General features: G+C 43.2%; 15 protein-coding genes and 1 pseudogene. All 16 read left to right on the forward strand.

Annotation, left to right across the window (positions count from 1 at the left end):
* Positions 1-152: 152 nt before the first annotated feature.
* Positions 153-677 (forward strand): annotated as a pseudogene (locus DRJ53_RS15435) (GDP-mannose 4,6-dehydratase); the annotation flags it as partial.
* A 90-nt stretch (positions 678-767) separates the two neighbouring features.
* Positions 768-1,139 carry a GxxExxY protein gene (locus DRJ53_RS15440; RefSeq protein ID WP_114236564.1) on the forward strand — a complete coding sequence of 124 codons (372 nt, stop codon included), beginning with the start codon at positions 768-770 and terminating at the stop codon, positions 1,137-1,139.
* Positions 1,140-1,216: 77 nt separating this feature from the next.
* Positions 1,217-2,164: a GDP-L-fucose synthase gene (gene fcl, locus DRJ53_RS15445; RefSeq protein ID WP_114236565.1), complete on the forward strand. Its 948-nt coding sequence runs from the start codon at positions 1,217-1,219 to the stop codon at positions 2,162-2,164.
* Positions 2,165-2,223: 59 nt separating this feature from the next.
* Complete coding sequence (locus DRJ53_RS15450; protein ID WP_114236566.1) at positions 2,224-3,222, forward strand: NAD-dependent 4,6-dehydratase LegB; 999 nt, start codon at positions 2,224-2,226, stop codon at positions 3,220-3,222.
* Positions 3,222-4,385: a LegC family aminotransferase gene (locus DRJ53_RS15455; RefSeq protein WP_114236567.1), complete on the forward strand. Its 1,164-nt coding sequence runs from the start codon at positions 3,222-3,224 to the stop codon at positions 4,383-4,385. The genes DRJ53_RS15450 and DRJ53_RS15455 overlap by 1 nt, the downstream gene beginning before the upstream one ends.
* On the forward strand, positions 4,382-5,017 hold the full coding sequence (locus DRJ53_RS15460) for an acetyltransferase (RefSeq protein ID WP_114236568.1): 636 nt from the start codon (positions 4,382-4,384) through the stop codon (positions 5,015-5,017). The genes DRJ53_RS15455 and DRJ53_RS15460 overlap by 4 nt, the downstream gene beginning before the upstream one ends.
* Positions 5,018-6,028, forward strand: a complete 1,011-nt coding sequence (gene neuB / locus DRJ53_RS15465) for an N-acetylneuraminate synthase (RefSeq protein WP_114236569.1) — start codon at positions 5,018-5,020, stop codon at positions 6,026-6,028.
* On the forward strand, positions 6,025-7,191 hold the full coding sequence (gene neuC, locus DRJ53_RS15470; protein ID WP_114236570.1) for a UDP-N-acetylglucosamine 2-epimerase: 1,167 nt from the start codon (positions 6,025-6,027) through the stop codon (positions 7,189-7,191). Before neuB ends, neuC begins: the two co-directional genes overlap by 4 nt.
* A complete protein-coding gene (locus tag DRJ53_RS15475; protein WP_114236571.1) occupies positions 7,188-8,240 on the forward strand; it encodes a nucleotidyltransferase family protein in 1,053 nt (350 codons plus the stop codon). Before neuC ends, DRJ53_RS15475 begins: the two co-directional genes overlap by 4 nt.
* A gap of 1 nt (position 8,241) precedes the next feature.
* Entirely contained in the window at positions 8,242-8,928 is a 687-nt protein-coding gene (locus DRJ53_RS15480; protein ID WP_114236572.1) for an acylneuraminate cytidylyltransferase family protein, read from the forward strand.
* 38 nt (positions 8,929-8,966) lie between these two features.
* A complete protein-coding gene (locus tag DRJ53_RS15485) occupies positions 8,967-10,406 on the forward strand; it encodes a lipopolysaccharide biosynthesis protein (RefSeq protein ID WP_114236573.1) in 1,440 nt (479 codons plus the stop codon).
* A gap of 51 nt (positions 10,407-10,457) precedes the next feature.
* Complete coding sequence (locus DRJ53_RS15490) at positions 10,458-11,501, forward strand: polysialyltransferase family glycosyltransferase (RefSeq protein ID WP_123893614.1); 1,044 nt, start codon at positions 10,458-10,460, stop codon at positions 11,499-11,501.
* Positions 11,502-11,581: 80 nt separating this feature from the next.
* Positions 11,582-12,592: a hypothetical protein gene (locus DRJ53_RS15495; protein ID WP_114236575.1), complete on the forward strand. Its 1,011-nt coding sequence runs from the start codon at positions 11,582-11,584 to the stop codon at positions 12,590-12,592.
* Positions 12,593-12,642: 50 nt separating this feature from the next.
* Entirely contained in the window at positions 12,643-13,569 is a 927-nt protein-coding gene (locus tag DRJ53_RS15500; protein WP_114236576.1) for a glycosyltransferase family 2 protein, read from the forward strand.
* A 362-nt stretch (positions 13,570-13,931) separates the two neighbouring features.
* A complete protein-coding gene (locus DRJ53_RS15505) occupies positions 13,932-14,837 on the forward strand; it encodes a GNAT family N-acetyltransferase (RefSeq protein WP_123893616.1) in 906 nt (301 codons plus the stop codon).
* Positions 14,837-15,766, forward strand: a complete 930-nt coding sequence (locus tag DRJ53_RS15510; protein ID WP_114236578.1) for a hypothetical protein — start codon at positions 14,837-14,839, stop codon at positions 15,764-15,766. Before DRJ53_RS15505 ends, DRJ53_RS15510 begins: the two co-directional genes overlap by 1 nt.
* Positions 15,767-15,834 lie beyond the last annotated feature (68 nt).

Consider the following 15,834-nt stretch of genomic DNA (forward strand, 5'->3'; position numbering starts at 1 on the left):
GCTGTTTTAAGGCTCTTTGCTGCTGGGATACGGTATAGGGCATCATACAGCAAAAGCCTGCTTTGCGGCTGAAATAAAAAGGACCGCTTTTCCAAAGCAATCCTTCGGTCAGTTTTTCATTCGTTTACCTACGTTGTGCCACAGCCACCTTTGTTACCCGCAAGATCACCCGTGCCGTCGCCCAAATTGCCTTGGGTATGGAGAGCTGCCTGCACATGGGTAATATTGATGCACAAAGGGACTGGGGTCATGCAAAAGACTACGTGGAAGCCATGTGGCGCATTTTGCAGCAGGATACGCCGGAAGACTATGTGATTGCCACCGGTATCACCACGCCGGTTCGGGAGTTCATTCGCCTGGCATTTGAGGAAGTAGGTGTGGAATTGGGTTTCCGCGGTGAAGGCGTGGACGAAGAAGGTTATGTGGTATCATCCAACGGGGAGTATGGTATTGAAAATGGAAAAGTGTTGGTAAAGATCGATCCTCGCTATTTCCGACCGACCGAAGTGGACCTCCTGATTGGTGACCCTACCAAAGCGCAGGAAAAGCTGGGCTGGAAGCCAAAATATTCACTTAAAGACATGATCGTGGAAATGGTAGCAGCCGACCTGGAAACCTTCCGCAGGGAAAAAACCCTGATGGACTCCGGCTTCAGCGTTGCCCGACAGTTCGAATAATATGAAACCACGGCGAACACAGCGAACACAGCGCTGTGCCCGCCGTGTTCGCTGTGGTTTACCTTCCGCCTACAACCAAACCTTCCTCCCATGCATGAAAATGCACTCGGCACCAAAGTCCTGGATGCAGCCTTTAGTGTTCATAAAGCCTTAGGTCCCGGTTTACTGGAAAGTGCCTACGAACGTTGCATGGCGTACGAATTACTGCAGACTGGTTTAAACGTACAAACTCAGGTCGGGCTACCGCTGGTGTATAAGGGAGTACAACTGGACTGCGGTTACCGCCTCGACCTCTGGATTGAGCGAAAGGTAATTGTAGAAGTAAAAGCCGTTGAAGCATTGACCGACATACACGTAGCGCAGGTACTTACTTATTTGAAATTAACCAATGTACACCTCGCCTACCTGATCAATTTCAACGTAAAACTACTACGTGATGGCATCCGCAGGTTGGTCTTATAGCGTACATTAACTGTAATAAAATACCAAGTCAATACCACGCCGTGCACGCCGTGTTCGCAGTGGTTCATCACTTCCAAATGGAAAAAGACGCTAAAATATACATAGCCGGCCACCGCGGCATGGTGGGCTCCGCCATCCACCGCAGGTTGCAAAATGAAGGCTACACCAATTTTGTTCTGCGGACATCAAAAGAACTGGACCTGCGCAACCAACAAGCGGTTGCCGACTTCTTTGCCGCCGAAAAGCCCGATTATGTATTCCTGGCTGCAGCCAAAGTCGGCGGCATTGTAGCCAACAATACCTACCGCGCCGAATTCCTCTATGATAACCTGATGATCCAGAACAACGTGATCCACCAGGCTTATGTTCACGGTGTAAAAAAGCTGATGTTTTTGGGATCTTCATGTATATACCCAAAACTGGCGCCGCAGCCACTAAAGGAAGAATACTTGCTGACCGGCCAGCTAGAAGAAACCAATGAGCCTTATGCTATTGCCAAGATTGCTGGTATTAAAATGTGTGATGCCTATCGTAGCCAATACGGATGCAATTTTATATCAGTAATGCCCACCAACCTGTATGGTCCAAATGATAATTACGACCTGAACAATAGCCACGTGTTGCCTGCGCTGATCCGCAAAATGCACGAAGCAAAAGAGCGGGGAGATGCTGAAGTAGTAGTGTGGGGCACCGGTACACCGCGCCGCGAGTTTCTGCATGCTGATGATTTAGCCGATGCCTGTTACTACCTGATGGAAAATTACAATGAGCCCGGGCTGGTAAACATTGGCGTGGGCGATGACATCTCTATTGGTGAACTGGCACAAATGGTAAAAGAGGTCGTAGGCTTTGAAGGCAGCTTAGTGTTTGACACATCGAAGCCGGATGGCACCCCACGCAAGCTAATGGATGTAAGCAAGCTTCATGCAAAAGGCTGGAAGGCAAAGACCGACTTGAAAGAAGGAGTAACCAAAGTTTACAAACAACAGTTTCATACTGATGGTCTGCTGAATGTTGCGTCGTAGCTGATTTAATTAATATTGAAATAATCCCACTTATCGAAGTGGTAGATCGAATTTAAAAGATGGATTTGAAAGGTAAAAAGGTGCTGATTACTGGCGCCGACGGTTTTATAGGTAGTCACCTGGTTGAAAGGTTACTAGCTGAAGGTTGCAAGGTGAAAGCATTTTGTTACTACAACTCATTTAATAGCTGGGGGTGGCTTGATACCATTGAAAAAGAAAAGCTGGCCCAGATTGAGGTGTTTACCGGTGACGTCCGTGATCCAAATGGGGTACGTACCGCTATGCAGGGTATAGATGTGGTATTCCACTTGGCTGCCCTAATTGCCATACCGTTTAGCTACCATTCTCCCGATTCTTATATCGACACAAACGTCAAAGGCACGTTGAATATCGTACAGGCAGCAAAAGACCTGGGGGTGGAGCGGGTATTGGTTACCTCTACATCAGAGGTGTATGGTACCGCCCAATATATTCCCATCGACGAAAAACATCCACGTCAGCCACAGTCGCCTTATTCTGCTTCTAAAATCGGTGCGGATTGCATCGCTGAATCGTTTTACCGCAGCTTCAACCTGCCGCTGACCATTGTTCGGCCCTTCAATACTTATGGTCCGAGGCAATCGGCCCGTGCCGTCATTCCCACCATCATTACACAATTACTGAACGGCAAGGAAGAAATCCGTTTAGGTGATTTGCGTCCTACCCGCGATCTCCTGTTTGTAAAAGATACCGCTGAAGGATTTGTGCAGATCGCAAAATCTGAAAGTCTGATCGGAGAAGACTGCAACATAGCCACACAATCAGAAATCAGTGTTCGCGACCTGGCACAGGAATTAATCAACCAGATCAATCCTGCCGCGCAAATAATCACTGATGATGAGCGGATGCGTCCTGAAAAAAGCGAAGTGTTTAGGTTGTACGGATCCAAGCAAAAGATTTCCGAGAATACCGCATGGAAGCAGCAGTATAGCCTACAGGAAGGCTTAGCTGAAACAATTGCATGGTTCCGTAACCCGGAAAACCTGAAACAATACAAAGCTGATATTTACAACATCTGATGCCCAGCCAATACGAACCTGTCGTTCAAAAGATCCGGGAGCTGTTCCACCAGCCGGAAGCATTTATTCCTTTGCATGCGCCCCATTTTGGCGGTAATGAAAAGAAATATGTGCTGGACACCATAGAATCAACATTTGTTTCCTCGGTAGGCGCTTATGTAACCCGCTTCGAGGAAATGATGCAGGAAATAACCGGGGCCCGCTTTGCGGTGGCTACTACAAACGGAACCACAGCCCTGCACCTTGCTTTGCTGGTGGCCGGGGTACAATGGGGCGACGAGGTAATCACCCAGCCGCTCACTTTTGTAGCCACAGCCAATGCCGTCCGGCACGCCGGTGCACAGCCGGTTTTTGTAGACGTGGACCCAGATACCATGGGGTTATCACCGGCAGCATTGGAAGCATTTCTGGAAGAAAATGTGGTGATCAATGAAAGTGGACAGTGTATCAATAAACAATCAGGCAGGCGCATAGCAGCATGTCTGCCCATGCACACGTTTGGATTTCCGCTTCGCATTGAAGCAATAGATAAAATCTGCCAACGCTACGGAATAATCCTGGTAGAAGATGCTGCCGAAAGCCTGGGCAGTTATGTGGGTAGACAGCACACCGGCCGTTTTGGAAAGCTGGGTACCTTTAGTTTTAATGGCAACAAGACCGTAACCTGTGGTGGGGGTGGTGCCCTTATAACTGATGATGAAGCCCTGGCACAAAAGGCTAAGCACCTATCTACTACTGCCAAGCAACCGCATGCCTGGGAATTTTACCACGATGAGGTAGCATATAATTACAGGCTACCCAACCTGAATGCAGCATTGGCCTGTGCCCAGTTAGAGCAATTGGATAAAATCTTGGCAAACAAACGGGAGTTGTCACATGACTACAAAGACTTTTTTACCGATCGTGAGGAGCAGTTCATTAGGGAAGCCGAAGGAACTACAGCCAATTACTGGTTGAATACGATCATCTTAAAAGATAGAGCAGCCCGCGATCAATTTTTGGAATACACCAATGCGCAAAAAGTCATGACCCGTCCCATTTGGCGGCTTATGAACGACCTGCCGATGTATGCTTCCTGCATGAAAGGAGATTTAAGCAATGCCCGCTGGCTGGAAGAGCGGGTTGTGAACATTCCCAGTAGCTACCGGCCAAACATACAATGAAAACACCCCTGATCCTTATTGGCGGTGGCGGTCATTGCCGGTCTTGTATCGACGTAATAGAAAGTACGGATACCTTTAGTATTGAAGGTATTTTGGACGAAGCGGCAGCACCTGGTTCAGAAGTTTTAGGGTACAAAGTGCTTGGAAATGACAGCCTGGTTCCCGGCCTGACCGCAAAAGGTTACACCTTTCTCATAACTGTCGGGCATATCAAATCAGCTGCAGCAAGAATAAAAATATTTGATTCCTTGCGACTGTGCGGTAGCACACTTGCTACCGTAGTTGCCTCCAGTGCCAGGGTTTCGCGTCATGCAAAAATAGGAGTGGGCACCATTGTGATGCATGGTGGACAGGTAAACGCCGGTGCTAAAGTAGGAGTGAATACTATCTTAAATACAGGCTCCCTGGTGGAGCATGATGCTATTGTAGGGGATCACGTTCACCTGTCAACACATGCCGTAGTAAACGGCGGTGCTGCTATAGGCAACGCTTCTTTTATAGGGAGTAATGCCGTAGTGAGTCAAGCTTGCCGGGTTGCTCCCTGTACCGTTATTGGTGCGGCATCCGTGGTCATCCGGAATATTACAGAGGCGGGAACTTTTGTAGGAAATCCCGCTAAAAGAATCTCATAAATGAAAAAAAAGACTTTAATCATTGCTGAAGCTGGCGTAAACCACAATGGTAGCCTGGACCTTGCAAAACAATTGATTGATGTGGCTGCTGGCGCTGGTGTGGATATTGTAAAGTTTCAAACCTTTAAAGCCTCAAAAATAGCTAGTAATGTAGCGGCAAAAGCCGACTACCAAAAGCAAACAACCGGCGCCAACGATTCGCAGCTTTCCATGCTGCAAAAGTTGGAGTTGGACGAGGCGGCACATGATAAGCTGCTTGCCTACTGTAAGGAAAAAGGCATTGCCTTCCTGTCTACGCCATTTGATCTGGAAAGCATTGTCATGCTCCGCGAAAAAGGCATCACCATAGGAAAAATACCATCCGGAGAAATAACCAATCTTCCTTATTTGGAAGCAATGGCTAAAGCATTCCGCCACCTGATACTGAGCACGGGAATGGCAACAATGCAGGATGTACAGGATGCAATGGCAGTATTAAAAACCAATGGTGTTGCACAGGAAAACATAACCGTGTTGCATTGTAATACCGAGTACCCAACGCCCATGCAGGATGTAAACCTGAAAGCGATGGAACACCTGCGCCAGGAGTTGGGAGTGGAGGTAGGATACTCTGATCATACTTTAGGAATTGAGGTACCTATTGCCGCTGTTGCTATGGGCGCTACGGTCATAGAGAAACATTTTACATTGGACCGCAATATGGAAGGTCCCGACCATCGTGCCTCCTTGGAGCCTGCAGAACTGGTGGCTATGGTAAAGGCTATCCGCAACATCGAAAGTGCACTTTCTGGCCCCGGAATAAAGATTCCTTCGGAATCGGAAAAGAAAAATATGGCCATCGCCCGGAAAAGTATTGTGGCTGCCCGGACAATCGCGAAAGGTGAAATACTTACACCCGAAAATATTACGGTAAAAAGACCTGGCTCCGGCATTAGCCCGATGCGTTGGTATGAAGTATGCGGAACTGCCGCAAAACGTGATTTTGAAGCCGATGAACTGATTACCCTATGAGCAGTCGGGTAAAAGTTTGTGTAGTTACCGGCACCCGCGCAGAATTTGGGCTGCTCACGCCCCTGATGAAAGCACTCCAGGCGGATCCTACTTACAAGCTGCAGGTATTGGCGACCGGGATGCACTTGTCGCCCGAGTTTGGCAATACCTATCAACAAATTGAAGCGGCGGGCTTTCGAATCGATGAAAAGGTCGAAATGCTGCTTTCGGCCGACAGCGATACGGCGATTGTGAAAAGTGCAGGGCTGGGCATGATTGGTTATGCCGATGCATTGAACCGGTTGAGGCCTGATTGGATTGTTTTATTGGGCGATCGCTTTGAGGCTTTTGCAGCGGCGGCAACAGCATACCTTAAAAAAATACCTATTATTCACCTACACGGAGGCGAGGTAACTGCTGGTGCAACCGACGAAGGATTGCGCCATTCTATCACTAAAATGTCCACGCTTCATTTTACTGCCACGGAAGTTTATCGTAAGCGGGTGTTGCAGCTGGGTGAGCCAGAAAGCCAGGTGTATAATGTCGGCGCAATCGGGTTGGATAATATACAGCAGCTGACATTGTTGAACCGACCGGACCTGGAGCATAGCTTAGGTATCTCCCTGTCCAAACCAGTTTTATTGGTTACCTACCATCCGGTGACTCTGGAACACAGCAGCAGCGAAACACAAATGCAGGCGCTCTTGGAAGCCCTTCCCGAAATGGCGGAAGCACAAATTATTTTTACACTACCTAATGCGGACGCTGATGGACGGGTGTTGATCCGCATGATACAAGACTACGTGCAGCAGGCTGGCACCAACGCTACTGCTTTTACCAGCCTGGGTCAATTGCGATATTTATCACTGATGCAGCAAAGCGCTGTTGTTGTGGGCAATTCCTCCAGCGGTATTATTGAGGCGCCTTCTTTTCGGGTGCCCACCGTAAACATCGGCGACCGGCAAAAAGGAAGAATGGCGGCTGACTCAGTTATTCATTGCCAAACCGATAAAGCTTCCATAGTTGCCGCGATCCGGCAGGCATTGAGCCCTGAATTCAAGGCGCTTTGCGTCAATGTTGACAACCCTTATGGAACTGGTGGTGCAACAGAAAAGATCATGGAAGTGTTGCATCGTCAATTGTCCTCAGTAAACCTAAAAAAAGAATTTGTAGATAGGATATGAATAATTGGAAGCAACACCTTGTTCCTGACTCTTTTACTATACGCGAAGCGATGGTTCGGTTAAACGAATTGGCCATTGTAAATGCCGACATCTTTGTTGTGGATGGTTCCGGTGAATTATTGGGCTCGCTTTCCGATGGTGATATCAGGAGGGCGCTGATCAAGGGAGCAGAAATGCAGGATGCAGCCACCGTGGCAATGAACCCTGCCTGCATTGCCCATACAGGTGCTTGGCCCAGCAAGGAAGCGGTTCAGAATTGTAAAAAAAAAGCAATTCGTTTCCTTCCCCTCCTTTCAGCCGATCGAAGGATTGTGCAGGTAATTGATATCGATTTGGTTTTGGGAGCCGTGCCGGTACACGCAGTGTTGATGGCCGGTGGCGAGGGTCAGCGACTGCGCCCCCTTACTGAAAAGCTGCCCAAGCCTCTGTTGCCAATTGGCAACAAACCCATTATCGAGCACAACATCGACCGGCTGCTGAAATTCGGTATTCAGAACATCCATATTTCCATCAATTACCTGGGGCATATGCTTCAGGATTATTTTGCGGATGGTGCTGCAAAAAATGCGGATATCAACTACATCCGGGAAGATAAACCGTTGGGTACTGTTGGGGCAGTAGCACAGGTAAAGCTATGGAGCGCCGACCATATATTGGTCATGAACTCCGACCTATTGACCGATATCGATTATGCCGACTTTTTCGATACCTATATTTCAGGGGATGCCGATATGGCCATTGCAACAGTTCCGTATAAGGTTAATGTGCCCTATGCCGTTCTGGAGACCAATGGCGATAGTGAAGTAAAGTCACTTACGGAAAAGCCCACATATACTTACTATTCCAATGCGGGTATCTATTTGGTAAAACGGGAACTGCTTCAATTTATACCAGAAGATTGTTGTTATAATATGACCGACCTGATCGATACGCTAATCGCGAAAGGGTATAAAGTGGTAAGTTATCCAATTCATGGGTATTGGTTGGATATAGGAAAGATGAATGACTATGTGAAGGCACAAGAAGATGTCAAGTATTTGAAATTATAACATGCGCATTCTGTATGTAATTCCTGCAAGAGGAGGGTCGAAAGGCATACCGGGAAAAAATATTAAAAAGCTTGGGGGTACACCGCTTATCAACTATACAGTTGAAGTAGCAAGATCCCTAGCAGCAGATCGAGATATTTGTGTAAGTACCGATGATGTTGCAATAAAGGAAGTGGTTGAGCAAACCGGACTTTTTGTGCCGTTTCTAAGGCCCTCCGAATTGGCTACCGATCAATCGGGAACTTACGAGGTGTTAATACATGTCCTTGATTATTATGAACAACAAGGCGAGGTATACGACCTTCTTGTGCTACTCCAACCTACTTCTCCATTCCGGACAGCAGCTCAGGTTAGAGAGGCCATCGCTACTTGGAAGCCGGGCATCGAGATGATTGTGAGTGTAAAAATTTCCAGTGCGAATCCATATTATACATTGACAGAAGAAAACAAAAACGGCTTTCTGGAGCGTTCCAAACCATCTTCTTTTGTTCGAAGGCAGGATTGTCCTATTATTTACGAATATAATGGTGCCATTTATGTAATGGACGTACAAAGTCTGCGAAATAAATCTATGCACGCATTCGACAAAATAAAGAAGTATGTAATGGATGATTACACATCCGTGGATATTGATTCGAAGCTTGATTGGGAATTTGCTGAATTTTTACTCAATAAAAAAGGACAATAAAGCGGGGAGAATCTTGCGACCTGCATTCCTACTGTCTCATGTATAAAAGGATTTTAAAGAACTCAGCAATATATGGATTGCTGCCCCAGCTTTCCAAAATAGCCTCTTTTTTTGTTTTACCACTTACTACACCATTTCTTACCGGACAGGATTATGGTATTATTGGAGTTTTATCTGCTTATATTGGAGCATTCAGCATATTTCATTTGTTGGGATTTAACGTGGTAGTGACAAACGCTTTCTACCATTATCCGAAACAGTATAAATGGTATTGGCGACAAACGTACGGGTTTTTAATGCTCTGGTCAGTCGTATTTATTGCACTCCTTGGATTGATCATTTATTATACACTCCCAAATGAAGCCCGTCCCTACAGATGGGTGATAATTGCTGCAAAAACAATCCCGCTTCTGTTGTTTGGCGCTTCCGATATGCTGGCAGGCACCTACTACCGCCTTAATCATAATGCTTGGCCAATAGCATCTAGGTCGCTGCTTGCTGGCTTTGCTGGCGTCGCCCTGAGTTACTATTTTATTGCTCATTTGCGCCTCGGCTATATGGGCTGGATCTGGTCCGAGTTTATTACTTCAATGTTTAATGGACTTCTTTTTTTGTTTCCCGTACTTTTCCAATGGAAGATCATACCCATTTTCAATTTTAAAAGACGACTGATCAAAAAGGCATTAAAGGTGTCACTGCCTGTAGTCCCTCATTCTTACGGCAGCTATTTGTTAAACAGCTCGGACCGTGCTGTTATGGAAAGGTTGAATGTCAGTACGCAGAGTATTGGCTTGTATAGCCTTGCATACAATTTTGGGGCTTATATAAATACTATTGCCAATGCTATGAATCAGGCAATAGGGCCAAACCTGATCGAACTTATTAAGAAAGGAAGGTGGAAGGAATATGAAAAGCTAATCTTTGGTTTCCAAACATTCGTTGTATTTATTTGTTTCACCCTTGCCTTATGGATACCTCAGTGGTTGCCATTTCTTGTCCGGAACAAGGAATTGCTTCAAATAAATTATTTGCTGGCTATTATTATTATGAGTTATAGCTTCAAACCTATCTATATAGGATGTAATCAGGTCGTGTTTTATTTCGAAAAGACCAGTGTATTGTGGCGTATCACGTTTATAGCAGGCATCGCCAACGTTGTTCTGAACCTCATTTTTATTCCGATATTTGGTATAACAGCTGCAGCCGTCAATACTTTTGTTTCTCTGGCATACATGGCATTTGCGGGTTTTTCGTTCAATCATTTTAAGGCATATAACAAGGCACGACTTTACCCTATGCCATGGCTACTTTTCGTAATCTTCTTTTTAGGTGTAGCCTTATTCTTTGTCAGTTCAAATCTGCTGACAAAAATGTTGATTCAATTATTTTTTATAACTCTTTTGATTACTGGTTTTCTTGGTTTTAGCAAATATCAAAAGAAGTCTAAGACCCAAAAAATTGCTCTTGAGTCAGCTTAGACCATTACTCATAAGCTTTTTTGAAATTATCAGTAAGTGATGTTTTCAAACATGAAACATTTGTTCGTAATAAATAGCCATATCACAGCCTTATGCGCTTTATCGATTATTGAACTAAGAAAGTTGCAAATCGATGAAGTTGTAATTCTGACAATGAGGGGAGCTAAACTTAAAGACACAAGATTTAAGCATGTTGATTTTATCTACCCACATATCGTAAATCCAATACCGCAAACGCGTAACGTATTAAAAGCGCGGAAAGTTTTAAAGGAGTTTGATATTTTCATTGCAAAAATTACTGAAGGAAAGGAGTTTTACTGTTATGTGAATCACAACATGGCTCGAAATACAGAGTTAATGATTAATCATCCATTATGTAATGGGTTTTCTATCATGGAAGAAGGAGCTGCCGCATATAATTCAGCTGATTTTTTTAAAAAAAAGTATAGTAACAGGTCGCCGTCCATTTGGGATAGAGTTGGATATAAGAATAGGATCAGAAAAAGATACTTCTATAGACCCGATTATGACAATGTTTATGCTGTAACCTCATTAGCCTTTCCTGGCTTCGAAAACAAAATAGTACTGGAAAAAATACTATCGAACGGTGATTCTTCGTACTCGAAATATAATAATACCAACATTTTAGTTTTTGACGGAGCTGTCACGTTAGAAATGATTGATATTGAGTCTTTTATAGAAGGCTTAGAAAGATTTTTATCAAACGTTTTCAATAATGATATGGCCACAGTGTTCTACAAATTTCATCCTGTCCAGCCAACAGATGAAAGACTAGTTTTTGAAAAATATTTTGCCAGCAAGAAAACTATCAATTTTATTAAACTGCCTGATGAAGCTATATTAGAGGAGATGATATCTGTAGCTAAAAATCTTAAGATGTATTTCAATGTAAGTACAATATCAATTTATGCAAATGCACTCGGGCATCAATGCTATAGCTTTTCAAATATCTTATGTTCTATAAGTAAAATATTTAGTGATAAGATAAAGGATATGAATGATGTTCTGAAGCGGAGTACAATTCAAGTAGAGGATATTGGTAATCCCATTCATACGATAAAAAATATATCTTAAAAAGGTAACATAGAACAATGAATTTTTTAAAAACCATTTTACAATATTTAAAATATCGCATAACGAAGAATGGATCAAACATGAGTTTAACGAAACGAGTGTTTTTTGATTTAGACGACAATAAGTTTAAGCGTTATTTATATCTATTAATAAAAAGCTTTGAGTTAGCCGGTTATCAAGTGTATATAAAGCCTAATCTGAATTTTATTTCAAAGTTGTCTAATAAGTATTCGAGACTCCTTTACGCAGAAGGCTCTGTAATATTTAGTAATAAGGCACCCACAGGTTCTTTGATGATAACCGACAGAAAGAGTAAGGTTGGTTCAATTCTTTTATCAGCTGATTATTTTTCCTCGTTTGATGAGCAAGCGAAAAATATTAATTCTTTTCACATTCCAATGGCAATGCATCCAATGATATACCACAAAGGTTTGTGGAATAAGGAATATATTATGAATAAAAATGGGAGTGTCTTTTTTGCTGGAAACTTTGACACTCAGGCGTATTCAAACTTTTCGAAGGAAAATGTTTTTCGAATGCTTGGAAGAATTGAGATTTTAGCAATTTTAAAAAATAATAATAACGTTGTTTTTCCTAAAAGTTTTGAACAGCTCAAGAAGTCTAATTTCAAGCGGAAGATAGTCGTTGTAGATATTCAGAATTTTTTAGTGCCAATTGAAAACTTAAGGGAGACGATTTCTGAATATTCTTTTTTTATAGCCTGTCCAGGCGTAGTAATGCCAATGTCTCACAATGTGATCGAGGCGATGTCTGTTGGTGCTATACCAATTTTACATGAACGCTATGCAAAGTTATTTACTCCAGAATTAGTTGATTACGAAAACGCGATTATTTACAACAATGAAAATTTTGGTGAAAAGCTTGAGGAGTGTTTAACTATGAATTCTTCCAATGTGGATGCAATAGTGAAAAACGTTTTGCAATATTACAAAGGCTATCTGCATCCAGTCGCTGTGATTTCAAATTTATTTAGTGGTGGTGAAAAGAATATTATTTATTTGAATGCAGAACAGATAAGCGTCAGGATGCTTGAAAGTAAAATAGGTAAGCATCAAAGTGTCATTTCTTGAGTCATAAATTTATTGGTTCGTTTGAGTAAATTTTATTTTATATCTGCCCTATGGTGAAACTAAGTGTTGTTATACCTACATACAATCGCGGCGGAAAGATCCTGACCACGCTCAAAAGTCTTGCAAATCAAACATTTCAAGATTTTGAAGTTGTTGTAATAAACGATGGTTCAACAGATAATACCAAAGAAGTGTTAGATGCAATTGATACGAGTAGCTATCCGTACAAAATTACAATGCAACATCAGGAGAACATGGGACGGGCTGGATCACGTAATTCTGGTTTCAATCGCGTAGCTTCCGAATTAATTGTTTCTGTTGATGATGATATGCGGTTGGATCCATATTGTATTGAAGCGCATTATTTGCATCACCAACAGCATCCGGGAACTATCCTAGTGGGTGTACAACAGGAAGACCCCAAACTAGCCCGTAATGAAATTCAAAAGTTTATTGCACATCAGCGGGTCGGTTGGTTAAAGGATTTAGAGCGGACGGAAAATCCTATGCGTCCGGATCAGATCTATATAACGGCAGCTAATTTCTCCATATCAAAAGCCACTTTTAATAAAATTGGCGGTTTTGACCCACGGCTGAAGGCTGTCGTAGATTATGATCTAGCAATGAGAGCCTCAGAGATGGGCATCCCGATTTTTTATAGTAAAAACGCAATTGGCTGGCATGAGGATTTTGTGACTTGCAGGTCGTACATCAACAGGAAGCGTCAGGGTGTGGCTAATGGAAAAAAGTTAAAAGAGTTGAAGCCAGATTTAGTTGGTAAGTATCATCGGTACAAGGAATTTGAACTATCGGCAAAGCAGAAATTAAAGTATCAATTTTTTGCCAATAGTTTCTTTGTTTGGACAATCGACAAGGCAAACGTTTACAAATACATCCTTCCTAAAAAGGTTAGATATGCGCTTTATGGCACTGTGGTGATGGCACTTGGTAAGTACTTTCCTCATAAGAAATTTTAGTTGCTCGGATTGTTCTTAAGAATCAACGCGAGGTTTGCTGTATTAACTTGCATACTAGGATTGAAAAATTATTTTATTCAATCCAGGAGTATGAATTTTGCTGAACCTGGCAAAAACGACTGCATCATAACTAAGTTTATGTGCCAACAAGTGCGAAACAGACCGATTCTTTGATAAGAGTGGCTCGTATCATTTTCCAACAAGATTTTGTAGTTGCCAGACAGCATGTTTTTTGATCCGGGACACCTAAACCAAGCTGGTGCAGATGTTTATAGCAGCACATTGATACGAATGCTAAAGCCACTGTTGCACCAATAATTCTTTTATCCGACTTAACCTATTAATGTAAACTAATCTGACAGGTGGACTATACAGTAAGCATCATCGATCTAAAGAGTGAAGGTATCGACGGCAAAATAACCCGACTTTTGAATACCACCTTCGGGTTGCGTATGTCTTGGGAAGCAATTAAAGCAAACACATACTACGACAATTCATTTGCCGGTTCTCCATCCAGCTTTTATGTTGGAGCATTTAAGGGTTCGGAGCTGGTTGGATTCGTGGCGTTCAAGTCGCACGATTTTTTAGTGAATGGTGTCGTCATTAATTGTTTTCACCATTGCTTTGTGGCCACTGCAAGTTCAATGCGGGGCAAAGGTGTATTCCCGTCTTTGCTAGCTTTTGGAAAATCACACCTGAAGGCGATGGGTAAGATTGGTTTTGTTTATGGTGTTCCGAACCAGTTTTCCGGGCCAGTTTTTAAAAAGCTGAATTATAAAAATCTGGGTTATTTTTCGAAGGTTAATGTCATCAATACACCGATCTTATTTAGCTCCGCCTTTCGCGAATGGCACGCCGATGATACCCTTTTTTCCGACACGGCTTTTTTTCAGAATGATTACCAACTGATCGATGCAAAACAAAAATCACCGGGAAGCAATATCATCGTGTTTGAAGATCTTGGTAATCTTATCTGGGGTAAGTTGCGGCGCAAAAAGAAAGGAGGTATGTCCTTCAATTACTTCAGCGTAGGCGGGATGATTGTGAACAAGCCGTATTTTTTCAAAAGCACAGTTAAAAAGCTTTGTAAACAACATAAAGTCCTGGTTGTACAGTTTTTGTTTCACCACACTTCAATGTTCAAAAAGCTATTCAAACGGCCGGTTCTTGCCATTCATTCTGAGCCGCTAGTCGTTGATGAGGTCGAAATTAGTCTGCCATCAGAACCCATATTCAATTTTATGCCAGGAATCAAAGATCATTTCTAATGAAGCAGGACCTTAAAAGGTTATTGTACACTGTTCGGCCCCAGCGGCTTCCTCGAAACCTTGTTTTAACGACGGGATATGTTTTCCATACAGAGGAAGTGTATAATGACGATATTTTTAGAAGACTTTTTGATTTCTGCAAGGGTTATACTGCCATTACCGGCAAGCAAGCCATCTGCACCGTGATGTCGGGGATAAGCCCAAAAGTAAGAGCAGGTATGCGATTGTTTAACTGTTCCGAACAAAAATTGGCCGATCTCTACCATCAACTAAGTAGTGTAGCCACCATCGGATATCATGGGCATTTTTACTTTAATGCCGATTTGCACCAGCGACACGAAGCCGAAATCAGGAGTAATAATTTCTCAATTGTTCAATTGACCGAGCAATTCAGTAATGATCTGGAGTGGTTTAAAAAACACGAGTTAAACCATAATGATCTTTACGCCGGTGGTTGGTGGTTCATGAATCAGCACTTATTGTCGTTGTTGATCAAGGCTGGATTTAAGTACGATTTTAGCTTTTCTAAGCACCGGTTTTTTTTGAATCAATTCTCACTCGATTTTATGATCGAGCATGAGATTAAGACGGGGGAGTGCTTCGAAATTGAGGTGGAAACGATCGGTAAGATCAGGGAAGTGCAAAACCTGATCGGTTCATCATCTTCTGCGTTTTTTGAGGATTATGTGCGTAATCTAAAGCGGATCATACATCCAGCGCATCCCAAGGTGGTTGGTATGTTCAATTCACATGATTACGACCTTCACCCGGCAAATGCCCTGAATTTTTTCACTACTCTTAAGCAGCTGCCGCAGGTTTCATTTTTTGATGCCGCGGACCTGTTGGACGGTCGTTTAAATATTGATTTCAGGCCAACTGTTTTGCCGGTGCACAGGTTGCAAAACGATATGTTGGCGTCCGTCCGCTGAAAGTGATGTTAATCCTGACGCTTATCAGCGCGGATTACTGCAAGGCGACAGAATATCCAAATCCTTAG

Origin of the sequence: Paracnuella aquatica, from assembly GCF_003332885.2 — a bacterium.
GTDB lineage: Bacteria > Bacteroidota > Bacteroidia > Chitinophagales > Chitinophagaceae > Flavisolibacter > Flavisolibacter aquaticus.